The 18743-nt window shown below is 63.8% G+C and carries 23 protein-coding genes and 1 tRNA gene; 13 read left to right on the top strand and 11 right to left on the bottom strand.

Annotated elements, in window-relative coordinates:
* Positions 1-251 precede the first annotated feature (251 nt).
* Together BMY52_RS14140 and BMY52_RS14145 are read left to right on the top strand one after the other, a co-directional pair.
* Positions 252-506, top strand: coding sequence for a type II toxin-antitoxin system Phd/YefM family antitoxin (locus BMY52_RS14140; protein ID WP_090255529.1), 255 nt, complete (start codon positions 252-254; stop codon positions 504-506).
* Positions 503-925, top strand: coding sequence for a type II toxin-antitoxin system VapC family toxin (locus BMY52_RS14145; protein ID WP_245740917.1), 423 nt, complete (start codon positions 503-505; stop codon positions 923-925). Before BMY52_RS14140 ends, BMY52_RS14145 begins: the two co-directional genes overlap by 4 nt.
* A 48-nt stretch (positions 926-973) precedes the next feature.
* On the opposite strand, the gene BMY52_RS14150 is transcribed toward BMY52_RS14145, so the two are convergent.
* From BMY52_RS14150 to BMY52_RS15905, 8 genes are all read right to left on the bottom strand, one after another.
* Positions 974-1050 (bottom strand) — tRNA-Ile (locus BMY52_RS14150).
* 86 nt (positions 1051-1136) lie between these two features.
* Complete coding sequence (rpoD, locus tag BMY52_RS14155; RefSeq protein ID WP_281244099.1) at positions 1137-3086, bottom strand: RNA polymerase sigma factor RpoD; 1950 nt, start codon at positions 3084-3086, stop codon at positions 1137-1139.
* A gap of 45 nt (positions 3087-3131) precedes the next feature.
* Complete coding sequence (dnaG, locus tag BMY52_RS14160) at positions 3132-4916, bottom strand: DNA primase (protein ID WP_090255533.1); 1785 nt, start codon at positions 4914-4916, stop codon at positions 3132-3134.
* A 44-nt stretch (positions 4917-4960) separates the two neighbouring features.
* A complete protein-coding gene (locus BMY52_RS14165) occupies positions 4961-6493 on the bottom strand; it encodes an AAA family ATPase (RefSeq protein ID WP_090255535.1) in 1533 nt (510 codons plus the stop codon).
* Positions 6490-7671 carry a deoxyguanosinetriphosphate triphosphohydrolase gene (locus BMY52_RS14170; RefSeq protein ID WP_090255537.1) on the bottom strand — a complete coding sequence of 394 codons (1182 nt, stop codon included), beginning with the start codon at positions 7669-7671 and terminating at the stop codon, positions 6490-6492. Before BMY52_RS14170 ends, BMY52_RS14165 begins: the two co-directional genes overlap by 4 nt.
* On the bottom strand, positions 7668-8759 hold the full coding sequence (gene aroB / locus BMY52_RS14175; protein ID WP_090255539.1) for a 3-dehydroquinate synthase: 1092 nt from the start codon (positions 8757-8759) through the stop codon (positions 7668-7670). The genes BMY52_RS14170 and aroB overlap by 4 nt, the downstream gene beginning before the upstream one ends.
* A gap of 47 nt (positions 8760-8806) precedes the next feature.
* A complete protein-coding gene (aroK, locus tag BMY52_RS14180) occupies positions 8807-9400 on the bottom strand; it encodes a shikimate kinase AroK (protein ID WP_090255541.1) in 594 nt (197 codons plus the stop codon).
* A 46-nt stretch (positions 9401-9446) separates the two neighbouring features.
* Entirely contained in the window at positions 9447-9575 is a 129-nt protein-coding gene (locus tag BMY52_RS15905) for a hypothetical protein (RefSeq protein WP_255705760.1), read from the bottom strand.
* Positions 9576-9818: 243 nt separating this feature from the next.
* Here BMY52_RS15905 and BMY52_RS14185 point away from each other — a divergent pair, with 243 nt between their 5' ends.
* The 10 genes from BMY52_RS14185 (at position 9819) to BMY52_RS14230 (ending at position 16749) form a co-directional block, all read left to right on the top strand.
* The gene (locus BMY52_RS14185; RefSeq protein ID WP_090255543.1) at positions 9819-10727 is read left to right on the top strand and encodes a metal ABC transporter solute-binding protein, Zn/Mn family; all 909 of its coding nucleotides are present in this window, start codon (positions 9819-9821) and stop codon (positions 10725-10727) included.
* Positions 10720-11517, top strand: coding sequence for a metal ABC transporter ATP-binding protein (locus tag BMY52_RS14190; RefSeq protein ID WP_090255545.1), 798 nt, complete (start codon positions 10720-10722; stop codon positions 11515-11517). The genes BMY52_RS14185 and BMY52_RS14190 overlap by 8 nt, the downstream gene beginning before the upstream one ends.
* Positions 11517-12458: a metal ABC transporter permease gene (locus tag BMY52_RS14195; protein ID WP_218140446.1), complete on the top strand. Its 942-nt coding sequence runs from the start codon at positions 11517-11519 to the stop codon at positions 12456-12458. The genes BMY52_RS14190 and BMY52_RS14195 overlap by 1 nt, the downstream gene beginning before the upstream one ends.
* Before the next feature lie 119 nt (positions 12459-12577).
* Complete coding sequence (locus tag BMY52_RS14200; protein ID WP_090255547.1) at positions 12578-12775, top strand: YjfB family protein; 198 nt, start codon at positions 12578-12580, stop codon at positions 12773-12775.
* A 203-nt stretch (positions 12776-12978) separates the two neighbouring features.
* The gene (gene pilV, locus BMY52_RS14205; protein WP_090255550.1) at positions 12979-13431 is read left to right on the top strand and encodes a type IV pilus modification protein PilV; all 453 of its coding nucleotides are present in this window, start codon (positions 12979-12981) and stop codon (positions 13429-13431) included.
* A complete protein-coding gene (locus tag BMY52_RS14210; RefSeq protein WP_090255552.1) occupies positions 13428-13991 on the top strand; it encodes a PilW family protein in 564 nt (187 codons plus the stop codon). The genes pilV and BMY52_RS14210 overlap by 4 nt, the downstream gene beginning before the upstream one ends.
* An 82-nt stretch (positions 13992-14073) precedes the next feature.
* The gene (locus BMY52_RS14215; protein ID WP_090255555.1) at positions 14074-14940 is read left to right on the top strand and encodes a YicC/YloC family endoribonuclease; all 867 of its coding nucleotides are present in this window, start codon (positions 14074-14076) and stop codon (positions 14938-14940) included.
* A 5-nt stretch (positions 14941-14945) separates the two neighbouring features.
* Entirely contained in the window at positions 14946-15173 is a 228-nt protein-coding gene (locus BMY52_RS14220; protein ID WP_090255557.1) for a DUF2835 domain-containing protein, read from the top strand.
* A 100-nt stretch (positions 15174-15273) separates the two neighbouring features.
* Entirely contained in the window at positions 15274-15708 is a 435-nt protein-coding gene (locus BMY52_RS14225) for an Hsp20/alpha crystallin family protein (protein ID WP_090255559.1), read from the top strand.
* A 90-nt stretch (positions 15709-15798) separates the two neighbouring features.
* Positions 15799-16749, top strand: coding sequence for a DnaJ C-terminal domain-containing protein (locus BMY52_RS14230; protein ID WP_090255561.1), 951 nt, complete (start codon positions 15799-15801; stop codon positions 16747-16749).
* A gap of 34 nt (positions 16750-16783) precedes the next feature.
* Here BMY52_RS14230 and BMY52_RS14235 read toward each other — a convergent pair whose 3' ends face one another.
* Together BMY52_RS14235 and BMY52_RS14240 are read right to left on the bottom strand one after the other, a co-directional pair.
* The gene (locus BMY52_RS14235) at positions 16784-17242 is read right to left on the bottom strand and encodes a molybdenum cofactor biosynthesis protein MoaE (RefSeq protein WP_090255563.1); all 459 of its coding nucleotides are present in this window, start codon (positions 17240-17242) and stop codon (positions 16784-16786) included.
* Between the two features lies 1 nt (position 17243).
* The gene (locus BMY52_RS14240; RefSeq protein WP_090255565.1) at positions 17244-17477 is read right to left on the bottom strand and encodes a MoaD/ThiS family protein; all 234 of its coding nucleotides are present in this window, start codon (positions 17475-17477) and stop codon (positions 17244-17246) included.
* 81 nt (positions 17478-17558) lie between these two features.
* On the opposite strand from BMY52_RS14240, the gene moaC reads away from it, so the two are divergent.
* Entirely contained in the window at positions 17559-18035 is a 477-nt protein-coding gene (gene moaC / locus BMY52_RS14245) for a cyclic pyranopterin monophosphate synthase MoaC (protein WP_090255567.1), read from the top strand.
* A gap of 19 nt (positions 18036-18054) precedes the next feature.
* On the opposite strand, the gene BMY52_RS14250 is transcribed toward moaC, so the two are convergent.
* Entirely contained in the window at positions 18055-18504 is a 450-nt protein-coding gene (locus tag BMY52_RS14250; protein WP_090255568.1) for an arsenate-mycothiol transferase ArsC, read from the bottom strand.
* Positions 18505-18743 lie beyond the last annotated feature (239 nt).

Below are 18743 nucleotides of genomic sequence, written 5' to 3' on the forward strand. Positions count from 1 at the left end.
GGAGAGGAAGGCGCTGGCTCAGGTCGCAAGACCGGAGTGAAACCGGCCTCTGTGAAGCAGGAAATCAGCACTGAACCGGTTTAGATGCTTCTGAATAGGTTTGGGTAGGTATGATGGAACGGGATGGTGGGCCCGGTCGGAACCGAGCCGACTGGCTGCCTTTGTCACGATAGCCTGCCAGCCGCTTGTGGATGGGATGGCATTGATGTAGTAACATGCCTACGTAAGTGATTCACGTAGGAGGTGTTGCCATGACCATCACGACCCTATCCAGTCGAGAGCTTAACCAGGACGTTACCCGCGCAAAGAGGGCGGCCAATAGTGGCCCGGTGTTCATCACGGATCGCGGCAAGCCCGCTCATGTATTGTTAAGCATCGAGGAGTACCAGCGACTTACAAGGCAACGTCGCAACATTGCTGATTCTCTGGCGATGCCGGACGTTGCGGACATCGAGTTTGAGCCGCCGCGTGTGACTATCGGCACTCAGCCGGCTGATTTCTCATGATGTTCGTTCTTGATACCAACGTGGTCTCCGAACTGCGGAAGGTTCGGGTTGGTAAAGCTGACCCGAACGTTGCGGCATGGACTGAAAGCGTCGATGCCTCCGAGCTTTTTGTGTCCGCCATCACCATCATGGAACTGGAGCTTGGCGTCTTGTCGACGGAGCGCAAGGACGCCACCCAGGGGGCAGTGCTGCGTTCGTGGCTGGAGCAACACGTACTGTCGGAGTTCTCGGGGCGAACATTGCCAGTCGACACTGCTGTGGCGCGGCGCTGCGCCCGGCTACACGTCCCCGACAAGCGCGGCGAGCGTGACGCACTTATCGCGGCAACGGCCCTTGTGCATGGCATGACGATAGTCACTCGCAATGTGGCCGATTTCGAGCCTACAGGAGTACCCATCCTCAATCCGTGGGAGCCATGAGGCGGGAATGATAGGGAGCGGGGCAGTGGCCTAAGTACCTGATTTGAATGGTGGGCCCGGTCGGACTCGAACCGACGACCAAGGGATTATGAGTCCCCTGCTCTAACCAACTGAGCTACAGGCCCGGTATTGATGGGCAAAACATGAAAGGGGTCGGACTACAGGGGCGGTGGGTGCCCCGTGGTTGTAGCCCGACCCACGGGAGAAACAATTACTCCAGGTCGAGGAAGCTGCGCAGCATCTCCGAGCGGGAGGGGTGGCGCAGCTTGCGCAGGGCCTTGGCCTCGATCTGACGGATGCGTTCGCGGGTCACGTCGAACTGCTTGCCCACCTCTTCCAGGGTGTGGTCGGTGTTCATGTCGATGCCAAAACGCATGCGCAGCACCTTGGCCTCGCGCGGGGTGAGACTGGCCAGCACCTCGCGGGTGGTCTCCGACAGGCTCTCCCGGGTCGCGGAGTCGATGGGCGACTGCACGTTCACATCCTCGATGAAGTCACCCAGGTGCGAGTCCTCGTCGTCGCCAATGGGCGTTTCCATGGAGATGGGCTCCTTGGCGATCTTGAGTACCTTGCGCACCTTGTCCTCGGGCATTTCCATGCGCTGGGAGAGTTCTTCCGGGGTGGCCTCGCGGCCCATCTCCTGGAGCATTTGCCGGCTGATGCGATTGAGCTTGTTGATGGTCTCGATCATGTGCACCGGGATGCGGATGGTGCGTGCCTGGTCGGCGATGGACCGGGTAATGGCCTGACGGATCCACCAGGTGGCGTAGGTGGAAAACTTGTAACCACGCCGGTATTCGAACTTGTCCACCGCCTTCATCAGGCCGATGTTGCCCTCCTGGATCAGGTCCAGGAACTGCAGGCCGCGATTGGTGTACTTCTTGGCGATGGAAATCACCAAGCGCAGGTTGGCCTCCACCATCTCTTTCTTGGCGCGGCGGGCCTTGGCTTCGCCGATGGACATGCGGCGGTTGATGTCCTTGATCTCGCCGATGCTCAGGCAGGACTCTTCCTCGATATCCACCAGGCGATTCTGGGCCTTGAGGATCTCGTCCCGGTGCTCCGCCAGTTGCGTCTTGTAGCGGGCGGCCTTGCCCTTGAGCACGCCATCCAGCCATTTCAGGTTGGTTTCGTTCTCCGGGAAGGTGGAAATGAACTCCTTGCGGGGCATGTTGCACTGGTCCACGCAGGTGCGCAGGATCACGCGCTCCTGACCGCGGATGCGGGCCACCATGCCATGCAGGTCGGCGGTCAGTTGGTCCACCAGGCGTGGTACCAGCTTGAACTCCATGAAGTAGCGGGCCATTTCTTCCCGGGCCTGAGCGTATTCCTCGTTCTTGCCCTGGGCGGCGCACTCCATGGCGCGCTCATACATGTCTTCCAGTTGCGTGAAGCGCGCGCGCGCCTCTTCAGGGTCCGGGCCGGTGTCTTCGGGGGCGGCATCGGCGTCGGAATCGTCCGAGTCACTGTCGTCGCCGTCATCGTCGTTGTGGTCCGAGGCCTCGGCGGCGGCTGGTGTAGCTGGTGTGGTCGGGGAGTCCTCGCGGGGCGGGGCCACGGAGGCAATCTCGTCGGCGTCCGGATCCATGAAGCTCACGATGATGTCGGTGAGCTTGATCTCTTCCGCCTCCACACGGCCATATTCCGATAGCAGCGATGCGATGGACTTGGGGTAGTGCGCCAGGGCGAACAGGACCTGCGAGAGGCCTTCCTCGATGCGCTTGGCAATCTTGATCTCGCCTTCACGGGTGAGCAGTTCCACGGTGCCCATCTCGCGCATGTACATGCGCACCGGGTCAGTGGTGCGCCCGAATTCCCCGTCCACGGAGGCCAGCGCGGCGGCGGCTTCCTCGGCGGCATCTTCGTCGGTGGACACGGAGTTGTCGGACAGGATCAGGCTGTCGGTGTCCGGTGCCTGCTCATGGACAGTGATCCCCATGTCATTGATCATGGCGATGATGTCTTCGATCTGCTCCGGATCGACAATGGTGTCCGGGAGGTGGTCATTCACCTCCGCATACGTCAGGAAGCCTTGTTCCTTGCCCTTGGCGATGAGCTCCTTGAGGCGGGATTGCTGTTCTTCGTGATTCATGGAAACCTGCTCAAGCTGGACCTGTGCGAACCGGGTGAGGCGCTGGCCAGGGGTTAAACGGTCAAGTATAGCATTGCGATGGGTTGACGACCACTTTCAATCGGCGTAGTGATATCAGGTTGGGTCTTGCATGCCGAACTTGCCCTTTCGGGGTTTGAGCGCCGCTTTCAACTCTGCCTTTTCCGCCTCCGTCAGTGGCTGTTGCGCCGCCCGGGCCAGCAGGGCATCGGCGCGCTGGTGCTCGTACTGACGATACAGGCGGTCCAGGGCATCATCGATCATGCGTTCCAGGTGGGCTTCCTCCGAAGGCGGAGGTTGCCACTGAGCCAATTTTAGTAGATGCGGCCACGCTGCGCTGTCGCGCCAGCGCTCCAGCAACGCTGCGGTGGTTAGATGGGGGTGTGCGTGCAGAGTTTCAAGGACCTCGGCCAGAAGCTTCACCCCAGGTACTTCCATCGACTTGAGCCAGGCGCTGTTTTCTGCACGCGCAGCCAGTGATGGACGCTCCAGCAGCAGGGAAAGCGCCAGTCGGACCGGTGTCACTGCCAGCTTGCGCCCCAGGGCTTGTCGTTGAGCGGGCCGCCGGACGGGTTCGGTCGGCACGGCCGTGGCGGTCGAGCCCGGTGCCCCCATTCGTCTCTCGAACTGCTCGGTGGACACACCCGACAGGCGAGCGATATCGCCGATGATCTGGCTGCGCAGTAGCCCTTCGGGCATGGTCGAGAGGAGTTTGGCAGCTTCGGTCCCCAGCGCGGCCCGGCCCTCGCGGGATGCCATGTCATGGCGCCTACGCAGCCCTTCCAGCAGAGCATCGGACAGGGGCTGGGCGGCCTGGATGCGCGCCTGCACGCCCTCGGGGCCTTCCTGACGGATCAGCGTATCCGGGTCTTCGCCCTCGGGCAGGAACAAGAAGCGCACCTCGCGGCCGTCCCGCAACGTGGGCAGGGCCTGTTCCAGGGCGCGCCAGGCCGCCTTGCCCCCGGCGGCATCGCCATCAAAACAGAACACCACCCGGGAGACCACCCGGAACAGCCGCTCTAGGTGGTCGCGGGTGGTGGCGGTGCCCAGGGTGGCCACCGCGTTGCGCAAGCCAAACTGCGCCAGGGCGATCACATCCATGTAGCCCTCCACCACCAGCAGTTCCTCCAGTCGCGGTGCTGCCTTGCGGGCCTCGTAAAGGCCATAGAGTTGTTGTCCCTTGTGGAAGACGGGGGTCTCCGGGGTGTTCAGGTATTTGGGTTCCCCCGGGCCCAGCAGGCGACCACCGAAACCTACCGTGCGACCGCGTGGGTCGCGGATGGGGAACATGATGCGGCCGCGGAAACGGTCAAAGGGGCGTCCGCCTTCCTTGCGGGAGGTGAGGCCCGCGGTCTGGAGTTCCTCTTCGTTGAATCGACCGGATAGCACCTGGCTCAGGTCATCCCAGGCCTCCAGGGCAAAACCAAGGCGATAATCCCGGGCAATGGCCCCGGTGAGGCCACGTTGTTTCAGGTAGTCCACTGCCTGGGGGTGCCGGCGCAGGTTCTCGACAAAATGCTCTGCTGCAGCCTCCTGTGCCTCGATCAGGCGGGTGAAGCGGTCGTTGTCTTCCCGCTGCCCGGACTCGCGGGGGACCTCCATGCCCGCCTGTCGGGCCAGTTCCTCTACGGCCTCCACAAAACCCATGTTGTCGTGGTTCATGAGAAAACCGATAGCAGTGCCGTGGGCACCACAGCCGAAGCAGTGATAGAACTGCTTGCGGGGGCTTACATAGAACGAGGGGGTCTTCTCACTGTGGAAGGGGCAGCAGGCTGCGTATTCGCTGCCCTTTTTCTTGAGTTGCACGCGGGTGTTCACCACATCGACGATATCGGTGCGGGACAGGAGTTCGTCGATGAAGGCGGAGGGAATGCGGGACATGGGGCCGCGGGGCGCGGCCCCGGGTGGGGGCCGCTTCCGGGGGATCAGTCGGCCATGGCGTCCTGCACGGCACCAAAGCTGCGGATGAAGGGCTGATTGCGTCGGATGTCAGCGGGCAGGGCGGTGATGGCGCTACGGGCCGCGGTGGCGCCGGGGTAGGAGCCGAACACCAGCGCGTACATGTCCTGTCCATCGCGCCGCATGCGGAACCAGGCGACGTCGCCAGGCAGGTCGGCGTCCTGGGCGAAATCCTGCACCCCGGTTTCGCTGCTGCTCACCAACAGTTGCACGGTGTAATGGGTGGGATCCTGGTCGCGCAGCCACTGGGCGTCACGGATGCGTTTGTCACCGCCAAGCTCCGGTTCGGGTTCCCCTGCCGGTTCCGGAGTGGGTTCTGGCTCGGGTTCCGGTTCCGGTTCGGGTGCTGGGGTCGGTTCCGGCTCTGGTGCGGGCTCGGGTTCCGGTTCCGGCGTCGGCATCGGTTCGGGCCTGGGGGCTGGCTCTGCCGGCACTTCGGCCCGGGGGGGCGACGTGGGCTCGGGGGCGCTGGCTGGAGGCGGTTCTGGAGCAGCCGGTGCGCGTGGTGGTTGCTCCGGCAGCACCAGGGGTTGGCTGCGTACCGGCTGAGGTTCATCGTCGGAGCCGCCCAGCAGACTCAGCAGCGTGACCAGTGCCGCCACCAGAATGATCCCCGCCACGGCCGGCGCAAACCAGCGTTGCTGCCAGAAGGCCTTGCCGCCATGACTGGCGGCGGTGGCTTGTTCCCCTTGTGTCGCTGGTGTCATGGCCCCCCCCTCACAGATGTCCCGCAGGCGTTCCATGGCGCACGTGTTGATGCGACCCGGTAGCCCGGCGGAATCTCGATGGATATCTTCAATGGTTTCCCGATCCAGTAGATCGGTCCTTTCCAGTCCGGCAGCCTGCAGGCGATGGTTCACATAGGCCCCCGTCTGTTCCCGGGTGAGCGCGCGAACCTGCACGGTCATCTGGGCCTCGGGGATGTCCAGGCCCTCATCCACTGCGGTCAGTCGTTCCTCGATTTCCGGTTCACCCACCAACAGCAGGCCAAAGCGGCGGTCGCACTGATCGTGAATGCGTTGCCGGGTCTGAATGAGCTGGCGCAGGACATCCGGCTCCAGCAGGTGGGCATCATCGATGGCCAGCACCGGTCGCATGCCGCCCTGGATCAGGCGGGTGAGAAACTGCTCCAGGGGTTCATTGCCTTCCTGTTCGACCGGCGCGGCCTCCTTCCAATACTGGCGCACGGTGTACTCCACCGCCGCCAGACTGATGCCGGCGCGAGCCTTGAAGGCGCAAAAATCCATATTCTCCCGACCCTGGGCCAGCACTCGCAGCAGTTGCGTGCTCTTGCCGGCGCCCTGCTCGCCCTTGAGAATGACCACGTTCTGGTCATTTTCAAGGTGCTCAAGGGTGACATTCACCGGCATGTCGGTAGCCGGGTCGGAATAGAGGAAGTCTTCGCCAGCAATGGAGGCGAACGGTTGTTGCCTGAGCCCGAGTTGGTCGAGGCAGTCGGCGGGCAGCGTGTCGTTGGCCATGGGATCCCTGGATGTCATGAAAGTGTGTTCGGGTCGAACAGACGGCCGTGTTCGGCAATGGCAAAACGGTCGGTCATGCCGGCCACGTAATCCGCCACGGCGCGGGCGCGGCCAGCGTCACCGGACTGGGTGGACAGGCGTCGTGCCTTGTCCTCGTGTTCCGGGGGCAGCAGGGCGGGCTCGGCCATGTAGGCGGCAAACAATTCCCTGAGCACCCGGGCCGCCTTCATGGTCATGCGGTTCACCCGGTAATGCCGGTAAAGATGCTGACGTAGAAACCGTTTAAGTTCAAGGTTGTATTCTCGGATCTGTGCGCTGAAGCAAATCAGCGGGCGTCCCTGGGTGCGCACGGTGTCCGGGTGGTCGGGGGCGGCCTCGCGGATGCGGGCCAGGCTGCTGTCCACCAGATCGGTGACCAGGCGGTTGATCATGCGCCGGATCACCTCGTGCCGGGCACGTTTTTCGGGCAGCGCTCCGTAACGCAAGCGCACAGCCTCGAACGCCTCCCGGAACAGGGTCACCTCCATGAGCTGCTCCAGGGTGATCAGCCCGGAGCGCAGGCCGTCGTCCACGTCGTGATTGTTGTAGGCGATCTCGTCGGCCAGGTTGTTCAGTTGTGCCTCCAGCGTGGGCTGCTGCCCCTCCACGAAGCGCCGGCCCACCTCGCCCAGGGTGGCGGCCACCTTGGGATCACAGTGCTTGAGGATGCCCTCGCGGGTTTCGAAGGTGAGGTTGAGGCCATCGAACTCGGCGTAATGGGCTTCAAGGGACTCCACCACCCGCAGCGACTGCAGGTTGTGTTCAAAACCACCATAGTCGGCCATGCAGGCGTTGAGGGTGTCCTGGCCGGCATGGCCGAACGGTGTGTGGCCCAGGTCGTGGGCCAGGGCGATGGCCTCGGTGAGGTCCTCGTTCAGACGCAGTACCCGGGCGATGGCGCGGGCGATCTGTGCCACTTCCAGGCTGTGGGTGAGGCGGGTACGGAACAGGTCCCCCTCGTGATTGATGAACACCTGGGTCTTGTATTCCAGGCGCCGAAAGGCAGTGGAGTGGATGATACGATCCCGGTCCCGCTGAAACTCGCTGCGGTAGACCGGGGAGTCCTCCGGATGGCTGCGGCCACGGCTCAGGTCATCCCGGGCTGCGTAGGGGGCCAGGTGGGCAGGGTCGTTCAGGGCAGCCGGTGTGGCGTTCATGGGCGGGTCAGGGCATCCAGGGTATTGTCCAGGGTCATGGGGTCGAACTCTGCCGTGACCACGGACGTGCCGATCCCCTTGAGCAGTACCAGTCGCAACTGGCCCTGGAGAACCTTCTTGTCCACCGCCATGATCTCCTTGAACCGGGCGGCGGAAAGGCCCGTCGGCGGTGTCACCGGCAGGCGCGCCGCCTCGATCAGGCGGGTAATGCGGTTCAGGTCCGCCTCCCCAATCCATTCCATGCGCCGGGACAGCTGAGCCGCCATGACCATGCCAGCACCCACTGCCTCGCCATGCAGCCACTGCCCGTAGCCCATGCCGTTCTCGATGGCATGGCCGAAGGTGTGGCCCAGATTCAGCAGGGCGCGGCGCCCGGACTCGCGCTCATCCTGGGCCACCACCCGGGCCTTGTCGGCACAGGCACGGTGGATGGCCCAGGCCAGGGCTTCGGGGTCACGGGCCAGCAGGCGCGGCAGGTGTTCCTCCTGCCAGGTGAAGAATTCCGCGTCGTCGATCAGGCCGTACTTGATCACCTCGGCCAGGCCGGCACTGAGCTCCCGGTCGGGCAGGGTGTTGAGCGTGTCGGTGTCGATGACCACCAGCCGCGGCTGGTGAAAGGCCCCGATCATGTTTTTGCCCAGGGGATGATTGACGCCGGTCTTGCCCCCCACGGAGGAGTCCACCTGGGAGAGCAGGGTGGTGGGCACCTGGATGAAGTCCACGCCGCGCAGATAGGTGGCGGCGGCAAAGCCGGTGATGTCACCGATCACGCCGCCCCCCAGGGCGATGATCATGGCGCTGCGGTCCAGGCGCCGCTCCAGCAGGAAGGTGTAGATGCGGTTGAGAGTGTCGACGTTCTTGTACTGCTCGCCATCGGGCAGTATCAGGGCCTCGATGGGACCATCGTGCACGGGCCCCAGGGTCTGTTTGAGCGTGTCCAGGTAAAGCGGGGCCACGGTCTCGTTGGTGACGATCACGGCGCGGCGTCGCTTCAGCAAGGCCTCGAAGTGCCCCGGCTCTCGTAACAGCCCGCGGCCGATGTGAATCGGGTAGCTGCGTTCGGCAAGATCAACGGTGAGGGTGTCCATGCCCGGATGATACTAAGGGGGGCATCGTGAAAGCCACCGTGACGGTGTTACTCCGGGGCGGAAACGGGCGTGCAGGGTCGGGCCTTGTTCGGGTGGGGTGCGCGATTTCTGAAGCGTCGGGCCACGGTGCGTACTGTACCGCGCAGATGTTCCCGATCCGTGTCTACCACCAGATGGGCGATCTCCCGATACAGCGGGTCGCGAATCCTGAGCAGTTCCTCCAGCCGGGCGCGGGGGTTCTCCGTTTGCAGCAGAGGGCGGTTGCGATCCCGTGCGGTACGGCGCAGTTGCACCGCCACCGAGGTGCGCAAATACACCACCAGGCCGCAGCGTTTCAGGCATTCCCGGTTTTCAGGGCGCATGACCGCGCCGCCTCCTGTGGCCAGGACGATGCCTTCGCGAGTGCACAGGTCGGCGATGACCGCCGCCTCCCGCTGGCGAAAGCCGTCTTCGCCCTCGTATTCAAAGATGGTGGGGATATCCACGCCCATGCGACGTTCGATCTCCCGGTCGCTGTCCACGAACGGCAGGTGCAGGTGGCTTGCCAGGTGCCGGCCCACGGTGGACTTGCCGGCGCCCATGGGGCCGACCAGGATGATGTTGGATTTTTCCGGTAACGGAGGGCGTCTGGGTGGCTTCATGGCGCGCTGAGACCCGGCCCATCAGTGGGCCGGGCCCAAGGGATGCTTATTTCTGGAAGGTCACCACAATGATCTGGGTGAGGATGACGATCCCGATGATCGCATACAGGGCCACCATGAACGGTACGCCCAGCTGCAAAGAGGCCACGGTCTGGCCTGCGAGTTCTTCTGACATGGTTCCACCTCCTGAGTTGATTGGGTCGGTTGTTTGCGCCGAGGCCGTCTTTGCGGTCTTGATGCATCGGGCGCTCGCGTGGGCTAACACACCCGTATAGAGGGTGGATCATTGGCGCCTTGGTGGCAACCCTGCCGGGAGAGGCAGGGCGTGGACAATCACGAATGGGGCCTGCGGGACTGGAAAGTTCAGTCACCCATGACTATTATTAAACTAAGACTAATTATCATTTAAGGGGGTGTCATGGGATACATCCGCATCGTCGTGTTGCTCGTGCTGGCTCTGGGCGCGGTTTCGCCGCTCGCCGCCAACGAGGCCCCACGGGTGGTGGCCACTTTTTCCGTCCTGGGTGATCTGGCCCAGCGAGTCGCGGGGGAGGATGCCCGGGTGGACGTGTTGACTCCCGTGGGTGCCGAGGTGCACGACTGGGAACTGACGCCGGATAATTTCAAGGCTCTGGAGAAGGCCGACCTGGTGCTCTATAACGGCTACATGCTGGAGCAGTGGATGGGGCAGGTGCGCGCCACCACGGTACGCGATACACCCGTGGTCGCCGTGGCTGAGCAGTCCGGAGTGGAGACCCAGCCCATCATGGTCGGTGATTTCGAAGGCGATCCCGATCCACATTTGTGGATGGACCCCCGCAATGCCGCCGCCTATGGCCATGTCATCGCCCAGGCCCTGGGGGCGGTCGATCCCCAACGGTCCGAGGCATTCACGGCTCGTGCCCAGGCGCTGGAGGCGGACCTTGAGGCGCTTCATAAGGAGATCCAGGAGGCCCTGTCGGTCATTCCTGAGGGGCATCGCCTGTTGGTCACCAGCGAGGCGGCGTTCATCTATTTTGGTGCCGCCTATGATCTGCGCCATGACGGCATCTGGGGCAACAACGCCGAGACGGAAGGCTCTCCCCGGCAGATCATGCGCGTGGTGGACCGGGTGCGCGAACAGTCGCCAAAGGCTATCTTCTGGGAAAGCACCATCTCGGATCGCCACGTGCGCAGTGTGGCCGAGGATGCCGGGGTGACCGTGGCCGGCCCATTGTACGTGGACTCCGTCGGACAGCCGGGCAGTGGTGCAGGGGACTATTTCGCCATGATGCGCCACAACAAGGTGTTGCTGAAGGACCATCTGGGAGGTGGCCGGGATGAATGACACCACGCCTCACCCCGCGCCCGCCGTGGAGGTTCATCATGTGTACGCGGCCTATCACGGGCAGCCGGTGCTTGAGGATGTGGATGTCGACCTGCCCGCCGGCCAGTGGACGGCCATCATCGGCCCCAACGGGGCCGGCAAGTCCACCCTGTTTCGCATCCTGCTGGGGGTGATGAAGGCCCTGCGGGGACGCGTGCGGGTGCTGGGGGAAGATCCGGCCAGCCAGCGCCGCGCTGGGGTTATGGCCTATATGGCGCAACAGGAGGCGGTGGAATGGGACTTCCCCATCTCGGTGAAGGATACGGTGCTCACCGGTCGCTATGGGCATATGCACGGCGATGCCTTCTGGCGACGCATCCTGCCGCCGCGCTGGTGCGATCCCCGGCACTGGGCCGTGGTGCGTCAGTGCCTGGAGGCCGTGAACATGCTGGATCATGCCGACCGGCCCATTGGTGCCCTGTCCGGCGGTCAGAAGAAGCGTGTGCTGCTGGCTCGGGCCCTGGCCCAAGAGGCCAGGATCCTGCTGCTGGATGAGCCTCTGGCCGGGGTGGATGCCGCCAGTGAACACCTCATCATGGAGGTGCTGGACGGTGAGCGCCGGTCGGGGCACACAGTGATCATGGTGACCCATGACATGGAGAGTGCCCGCCGTTATGCCGACAAGGTGTTGCTGCTCAATCGGCGGGTGGTGGGCATGGGGATCCCCGAGCACATGCTGGTGGACGAGATGCTGGCCCGCACCGCCGCGGCGGGGTGGATGCGTAGCCATGAGCCGATGGTGGAGGCTTGATGATGGTCTGGTTCGAGACCCTGGGCAGGGCGATGATCGACACGCTGATCGCTGGGCTGATGGTGATTGTGGGGGTGTTTCCCGAGGCCCTGTCGGCCCCCTTTGACTACGCCTTCATGCAGCGGGCCCTGCTCACCTCCATCCTGGTGGGGGCCATCTGCGGATTGTTATCGTGTTTTGTGGTACTCAAACGCTGGTCGCTGCTGGGGGATGCGATTTCCCATGCGGTGCTGCCCGGTGTGGCTATCGCCTATCTGCTGGGCTGGCCGTTCTTCATCGGTGCCTTCCTGGCCGGCGCCGTCTCGGCCCTGGGGATCGGGGCCCTGGAGCGGCACACGCGCATCAAGTCTGATGCGGCCATGGGGCTCATGTTCACCTTTGCCTTCGCCCTGGGAGTGGTGATCATCGGCAAGATCGCCACCAACACCCACCTGATGCATATCCTCTTCGGGAACGTGCTGGGTGTTCAGTACCCGGCCCTGATGCTCACCCTGTTCTCCGGTGTGGTGGCCCTGATGGCGGTATGGATCTTTTATCGGCCCTTGGTGCTCTACACCTTCGACCCCATGCAGGCAAGGGCCCTGGGTTTCAACACCAGTGTGGTGCATTACGGCCTGATCCTGTTGCTCACACTGACCATCGTGGCCAGCCTGGAGACGGTGGGCATCATTCTGGTGGTGGCCATGCTCATCACGCCCGGGGCCACCGCCCACCTGCTCACGGAACGGCTGACCACCATGATGTTGCTTTCGGTGGGCACCGGGGTGCTGTCGGCGGTGCTGGGCCTGTATCTCTCCTTCCAGTTTGATCTGGCCTCTGGGGGGGCCATTGTGCTGGTGGCCACGGCACTGTTCACCGTGGCCCTGCTGGCAGCGCCCCGTCATGGCCTGGTGGGGCGCTGGTGGCGCCGACGCCAGGGGCCGGGTACCACGACCTCATGACGGTGGGAAAAATTTTCTCTCCGGCGCCCTCAAGTTGACTCCCGTTTGGCCGCCAACCCGAGTAGAGAACCTTCGAAAGACGGTTCAACACTCACGCATGCGATGTATCGGAGGTCTCCGTGGAAGCCAGTGCCATTGCCAATCTCTCCACCCAGTTGAGTCAGCAGCAGACCGCCCTTGAGGTAGGAACGGCCGTGACCAAGAAGGCGATTGATGCCCAAGCCCAGGTGGCCGCCAACCTGGTGGAAGCCTTGCCCGACCCGGGCGCCCAGGTGCTGCCATCCAATCTGGGCAACAACATCAATGTGACGGCCTGACGGGCCCCGAAGGCGTAGCCCCCTACTGGGAACGGCCTCTTCGGGGCCGATTCACTGAGCCCCTCGCCCCTTGGGGGAGAGGGGTTGGGGTGAGGGGTGCGGCTGCAAGGACTTGATGCCCTCGCCCGTTTGGCTTAGTCTGCCCCTGCCCGCCCTCGGCTCGGCCCACAAGGAAATGGATATCGTCACAGGAGGTGACCCCCATGCCAGCCCGACTTCCCTGTCCCCCCTTAGCACCCCGTCGTCTCCAGGGCTTCACCCTCGTCGAAGCCCTGGTTGCGCTGCTGGTGCTTTCCATCGGCCTGCTCGGTCTGGCGGGGCTGCAACTGTTCTCCCTGCAAAGTGCCCATTCCGCCTACCAGCGCACCGTGGCCAGCATCATGGCCATGGATGCCGGCGAGCGTCTGTGGCTGGCGGCGGCCACGGGTGTGGCGGACCCGGAATCCGTGCAAGGGCCATGGCGTGGCCACTGGCAACATGATCCCGATGCCCCCGAGCGCGTCGGTCTCCCCGAGGCCGGTGCAAGCAGGCTGAACTGCGATGCCTCGGGCTGCACCGTGCGCATCCAGTGGGTGGATGGTCGGTTCGAGGAGGAAGGGAGCGGCGGGCCGGTCTTTGAATATGCGCTGCAACCGCCGTCGGCGTGGTTGCCATGAGCGCCGCACATCGTCCAACCGAGTCATGGCCAGGGGTACGGGGCTTTTCACTGGTCGAGCTGATGGTCGCCATGGTGATCGGCCTGATCCTGATGGCCGGTGTGGTGCAGATCTTCCTCGCCAATCACACCGCCTATCGGGAGGCCCAGCGATTCTCCCAGCTCCAGGAGACCATGGCCTTTGCCGTGGACTACCTGGCCCGGGACATTCGCGGGGCCGAGCATGTCACCCATGCGGATGGTGAGCTGGAGGTGGTCCGGGATCGTGTTATCGACTGGTGCGGTGCACCGCCAGGGCTGCACGCGGTGACCTATTTCATCCAGAACGACGCCCTGCGCTGCCGGCATGGATCGCTGCACAACCATGAGTTGCTGCGCGGTTTCCAGCCCGGCTCCGAACTGATGGCCGACCTCCTGCCTGATGCGGCGGATCCGGTGGCCGTGCGGTTGGGGCTGATGCTGCAAAGTGGCGTGGGGCAGGGTGTGCCGCTACGGGAGCATGATCTGGAGTTTCATGTGGCATTGAGGAACCGGATACTGGCGCCAGGTACATCCCCGTAGTGATCAGGGGCCATCCACGGATTTATCCCCAATACCTCCTGAACCGCTACAATCACGTCTCAGTCAATGATCGGGAGATCCCATGTCTTACAGCATGACCGGCTTCGCACGATGCGAGTCTTCGGGCGAATTCGGTTCGCTTGTCTGGGAGTTGCGCAGCGTCAATCATCGCTATCTGGAGATTTCACCCCGGCTGCCGGAGGAGCTTCGCGGCCTGGAGGGCAAGGTGCGCGAGCGCATCCAGTCCCGGGTGGGGCGGGGCAAGGTGGAGTGCAACCTGCGGTTTCGTCGCGGTGCCGTAGCCCAGGACACCATCGAGCTCAACGACGAACTGGCCAAGGAGGTGATCAGCACGGTCGTGCGAGTGGAACACTGGATGATGAACGCGGCACGCATGACGGCGATGGACATCCTGCGCTGGCCGGGCGTGGTGATCGAGCCCGAGCAGGATCTGCAACCCGTGATGACCGCCGCCCTGGAGCTGCTGGATGAGGCCCTGACCACCCTGGTGGAGAACCGCGGCCGTGAGGGGGCGCACATCAAGGAACTGCTTCAGGCCCGCTGCGAGGCCATTACCGGGCAGGTGAGCCGGGTGCGGGCGCGGCGGCCCCAGGTGGTGGAGGCCCTGCGCGAGCGGGTTCTGAGCCGCATTCAGGAGTTGGGCACCGATCTTGAACCCGGCAGGCTGGAGCAGGAACTGGCCCTGCAGGCCCAGAAGCTGGACGTGGCCGAGGAGCTGGATCGCCTGGACGGTCACGTGAAGGAGATCCGCGCCGTGCTGGCACGCCGCGAGCCGGTGGGACGGCGCCTGGATTTCCTCATGCAGGAGCTTAACCGCGAGGCCAATACCCTGAGTTCCAAGTCCAATGACATGGAAACCACCCAGGCTGCCGTGGAGCTCAAGGTGCTCATCGAACAGATGCGTGAGCAGATCCAGAATCTGGAATAGCATCCGTGCATCACTATCACTTTCGCCTGGACATCCCCCGTGACGAATTCCTGCGCTACTATTCCGGGTCGGCGGCCTCCGTGGTGGCTTCTTCTCAGGAGGGTCGCACGGTGCGGTTCCCGGCCTCGGCCCTGCGCCCGCATGTGACCCATGACGGCGTACGCGGGCGGTTCCGCCTGACCGTGGACGACCAATTCCGGCTGCAGTCCCTGGAGCGTATCGGCACCGGATGAGCGGTCATCCAATGACCCTTGAAATTCTCCCCACGACCCCTATATCGGATAGCGAAAGGCGATGTTGCCTTGACTGACGAGATAAGTGGAGGTGATAGCCATGTTGACGACCCGTTATGAACCCTGGAGCCTGCTGAATCAGTTGTCCCGGGAGCTGGATCGCCTCAACCCGGCCATGGGCGGCGGCGAAGAGGCCGCAGCCACCAGTGACTGGGTGCCGGCGGTGGATATCCGGGAGGAGAAGGAGGCCTATGTGCTGCACGCGGATGTGCCCGGCGTGGACCCCAAGGACATTGAAGTCCATATGGAGAACGGCGTGCTGACCATTCGCGGTGAGCGCAAGGCGGAAAGCGCGGAAGAGCGTGAAGGGTACAAGCGCGTGGAGCGCATCCGCGGCAGCTTCTATCGTCGCTTCTCCCTGCCCGACACGGCAGACGCCGAGCGCATCAGCGCCCGCAGCGCCAACGGTGTGCTGGAGGTGCGCATTCCCAAGCAGGAAAAGGTGCAGCCCCGGCGCATCACCGTGGAAGGATAACCCCGGACTCCATTCGGAAGGCGTTCGGCAGGACGCAACCTGCGCCGCGTGATCACGCGGCGCTCTTGTTTTGGAGTATCGTAGGCGGTTATGGAATACAAAGATTACTACAAGGTGCTGGGAGTGGATCGCTCCGCCTCCCAGGACGAGCTCAAGAAGGCCTATCGCCGGCTGGCGCGTAAATACCATCCCGATGTGAGCAAGGAGGCCAATGCCGAGGATCGCTTCAAGGAGGTCAATGAGGCGTACGAGGTCCTGGGCGACGCGGAAAAGCGCAAGGCCTATGATCAGTTGGGCCAAGACTGGCGCTCGGGTCAGGATTTTCGTCCGCCCCCGGACTGGGATGCCTGGTTCGGTGGCGGTGCGGGCGGTCCCCAGGCCGGTGGCTTTTATGACGCCGGCCCCCAGGCGGGTTTCAGTGAGGGCGACTTCTCCGACTTCTTCGAGACCCTGTTTGGCGGTGGTGCGCGGCGTACCCGGGGGCATCGCACCCAGCGAGGTTTTGCCAGCCGTGGGCAAGACCAGACGGCCCGTATCCAGCTGGATCTGGAGCAGGCCTTTCGGGGTGGCTCGGTGCCGGTCCGCATTGGTGAGCGCAGTCTACAGGTGAAGATCCCCGCCGGGGTCACCGAGGGCAAGCGCATCCGCCTGTCCGGTCAGGGTGCTCAGGGCGTCGGTGGGGGGAATGCCGGTGATCTCTATCTGGAGGTTCGCATTCGCCCCCATCGTCATTTTCGTCTGGAGGGGCGTGACATCCATCTGGATTTCCCCATGACCCCCTGGGAGGCAGCGCTGGGGGCTACCGTGAGCGTGCCCACCCTGGAAGGCTCGGTGGACATGAAAGTCCCGGCCGGCTCCCGCTCAGGCAGCAAACTGCGCCTGAAGGGCCGCGGGATGCCTGGTTCACCTCCCGGTGACCAGTACCTGATACTGCAGATCGTCACGCCCCCGGCAGACTCGGACAAGGCCCGCAAGCTCTATGAGCGTATGCAGAAGGAGATGCCTTTCAATCCCAGGGAACACCTGCCGGGTAACAACTGAGGCGATCTGAGCCTTTCTCCCAAGACCTGCTCTATTAGAGCCCCTCTCCCCCCTGGTGAGAGGGGTTGGGGGAAGGGGAGACCCACCTCCGCCCCCCATCCTCCAGTGCCTCCTGCTTCCAGAGTGGTGCCCGCTCCTTGAGCGCCTCCATCAGGAACTGGCAGGCCTCAAAAGCCGCCTGGCGATGGGCCGACCATGCCGCCACAACCACAATGGGCTGCCCAGGCTCGATCCGGCCCACCCGATGACCGATCAGGGAGTCCTGAATCGGCCATCGGGTCCGGGCGTCATCCTCGATGAGCGCAAGCTCACGTTCGGTCATCCCCGGATAGTGCTCCAGGGTCATGCCGGTGACTATTTCCCCATCGTTGAAATCCCGCATGGTGCCCACGAACAGCGCGCAGGCCCCGAAACTTCCCGGGGCCAGGCCGCGCTCATGCTCGCTCACCAGGCTGAAGGGCTCCAGGGGATCGCTGTGCAGCACAACCGTCATCTCAACCCCCCGTCACTGGTGGAAAAAAGGCCACTTCATCCCCGTCCCGGACGGGATCTTCCAGTGACGCATGGGCATGGTTCAGGGCCGCCAGCACGCGGGGCGGCAGGTCACGGTCCGGTTGAGCCCGTTGCCAGACATCGGCCACGCAGTGAATCCCATCGGCGGGCACCGAGGCCTCCGAGATACCCAACTGCTCCCTCAGGCTGGCAAAGTAACGTACGGTAATGGACATGGCGCGTGGATCCCGGTCAGTCTTCGGTCATAGCTTAATCACTCGCTGATCCCGAGCACCATACCCGACAGGATGCCATTCATGAACGATCTCACGCATTTTGATGCCGCCGGCCAGGCCCATATGGTGGACGTGGGCCATAAGCCCCCCACCCGCCGCGTGGCCGTGGCCGAGGGGCGAATCCGCCTTAAGGCCTCCACCCTGGAGCGGATCCGCCAGGGTGACCACAAAAAGGGAGATGTGCTCGGCATCGCCCGGGTCGCTGCCATCATGGCCAGTAAACGCACCGCCGATCTGATCCCCTTGTGCCACCCGATTGCCCTGAGCCGGGTGCAGGTGGACCTGGAACCCATGGCCGAACCGTCCGCCGTGTATTGTCGCGTGACCGCGGAGACCACCGGTCCCACCGGCGTGGAAATGGAGGCCCTCACCGCTGTGCAGGTGGCCCTGCTCACCCTCTACGACATGTGCAAGGCCGTGGACCGGGGCATGGTCATGGAGGGGATTGGCCTGGTCAGCAAATCAGGCGGGCAGTCCGGCGATTGGCGGCGGACGTAAAAAAGCTGACAGGCGCGACTCATCGCTGCATCAGCCGCATGGAATTGGCCAGCAGGCGCACACGGCGCTTCACGTCATCGCGCATGCGCCTGAAGGGTTCCAGATCATTCCCATCCGTGGCGAAACGGCTGGGCGGATCCATGGGCCAGTTCTTGCACACAAAACTCTCGGCAGCGGGCAGGGGTAGCCTGGCGGGATCGGTACACAGGGTGATGATCATGTCTGCCCATGCCACCAGGTCCCGATCCAGGGCCTTGGCCTCCAGGGCGTGGGATTCGAGATCCTCCTCCCGTAGCACCGTCAGGACACGGGGCTGTGCCTTGCCCGCCTGCAGGCCAGCGGAGCGGACCTCCACCAGGTCGGGCATCAGTTGTCGGGCATAGGCCTCGGCGACCAGGGTGCGGGCCGTGTTGGTGTGGCCCAGGAACAGGATGTGGGGCTTGCGCCGCAGGTCGGGTTTCTCGGGCATGGGCGGGATTTCAGCGGGAAGCGGCCAGTATGCGTGGATTGTACTCACCGCCTTGGCAGGAAAGCCAGATCCGCCACCCCCTTTCCTGGGGCATCCCTGCCTGTAATAGGGGGGCTTGAACAGGCGATCTTCTCCCTGTCATGGCTTTAACGCCCCTGGCCTTAGTACACTGATCAACATGCTGGCTCGCCGGACCCACGTGAATGGTTCCGTAAGGCGGATCGACGACGTACATGCTA

This window comes from Ectothiorhodospira marina (genome assembly GCF_900109495.1).
GTDB classification, from domain to species: domain Bacteria; phylum Pseudomonadota; class Gammaproteobacteria; order Ectothiorhodospirales; family Ectothiorhodospiraceae; genus Ectothiorhodospira; species Ectothiorhodospira marina.

What these genes read in the sequence shown, in the direction of transcription:
- BMY52_RS14140 (WP_090255529.1), top strand. Translation starts at nt 252, where the DNA reads ATGACCATCACGACCCTATCCAGTCGAGAGCTTAACCAGGACGTTACC.
- BMY52_RS14145 (WP_245740917.1), top strand. Translation starts at nt 503, where the DNA reads ATGATGTTCGTTCTTGATACCAACGTGGTCTCCGAACTGCGGAAGGTT.
- dnaG (WP_090255533.1), bottom strand. Translation starts at nt 4,916, where the DNA reads ATGTCCCGCATTCCCTCCGCCTTCATCGACGAACTCCTGTCCCGCACC.
- BMY52_RS14165 (WP_090255535.1), bottom strand. Translation starts at nt 6,493, where the DNA reads ATGACATCCAGGGATCCCATGGCCAACGACACGCTGCCCGCCGACTGC.
- BMY52_RS14170 (WP_090255537.1), bottom strand. Translation starts at nt 7,671, where the DNA reads ATGAACGCCACACCGGCTGCCCTGAACGACCCTGCCCACCTGGCCCCC.
- aroB (WP_090255539.1), bottom strand. Translation starts at nt 8,759, where the DNA reads ATGGACACCCTCACCGTTGATCTTGCCGAACGCAGCTACCCGATTCAC.
- aroK (WP_090255541.1), bottom strand. Translation starts at nt 9,400, where the DNA reads ATGAAGCCACCCAGACGCCCTCCGTTACCGGAAAAATCCAACATCATC.
- BMY52_RS15905 (WP_255705760.1), bottom strand. Translation starts at nt 9,575, where the DNA reads ATGTCAGAAGAACTCGCAGGCCAGACCGTGGCCTCTTTGCAGCTGGGC.
- BMY52_RS14185 (WP_090255543.1), top strand. Translation starts at nt 9,819, where the DNA reads ATGGGATACATCCGCATCGTCGTGTTGCTCGTGCTGGCTCTGGGCGCG.
- BMY52_RS14190 (WP_090255545.1), top strand. Translation starts at nt 10,720, where the DNA reads ATGAATGACACCACGCCTCACCCCGCGCCCGCCGTGGAGGTTCATCAT.
- BMY52_RS14195 (WP_218140446.1), top strand. Translation starts at nt 11,517, where the DNA reads ATGATGGTCTGGTTCGAGACCCTGGGCAGGGCGATGATCGACACGCTG.
- pilV (WP_090255550.1), top strand. Translation starts at nt 12,979, where the DNA reads ATGCCAGCCCGACTTCCCTGTCCCCCCTTAGCACCCCGTCGTCTCCAG.
- BMY52_RS14210 (WP_090255552.1), top strand. Translation starts at nt 13,428, where the DNA reads ATGAGCGCCGCACATCGTCCAACCGAGTCATGGCCAGGGGTACGGGGC.
- BMY52_RS14215 (WP_090255555.1), top strand. Translation starts at nt 14,074, where the DNA reads ATGTCTTACAGCATGACCGGCTTCGCACGATGCGAGTCTTCGGGCGAA.
- BMY52_RS14225 (WP_090255559.1), top strand. Translation starts at nt 15,274, where the DNA reads ATGTTGACGACCCGTTATGAACCCTGGAGCCTGCTGAATCAGTTGTCC.
- BMY52_RS14230 (WP_090255561.1), top strand. Translation starts at nt 15,799, where the DNA reads ATGGAATACAAAGATTACTACAAGGTGCTGGGAGTGGATCGCTCCGCC.
- BMY52_RS14235 (WP_090255563.1), bottom strand. Translation starts at nt 17,242, where the DNA reads ATGACGGTTGTGCTGCACAGCGATCCCCTGGAGCCCTTCAGCCTGGTG.
- BMY52_RS14240 (WP_090255565.1), bottom strand. Translation starts at nt 17,477, where the DNA reads ATGTCCATTACCGTACGTTACTTTGCCAGCCTGAGGGAGCAGTTGGGT.
- moaC (WP_090255567.1), top strand. Translation starts at nt 17,559, where the DNA reads ATGAACGATCTCACGCATTTTGATGCCGCCGGCCAGGCCCATATGGTG.
- BMY52_RS14250 (WP_090255568.1), bottom strand. Translation starts at nt 18,504, where the DNA reads ATGCCCGAGAAACCCGACCTGCGGCGCAAGCCCCACATCCTGTTCCTG.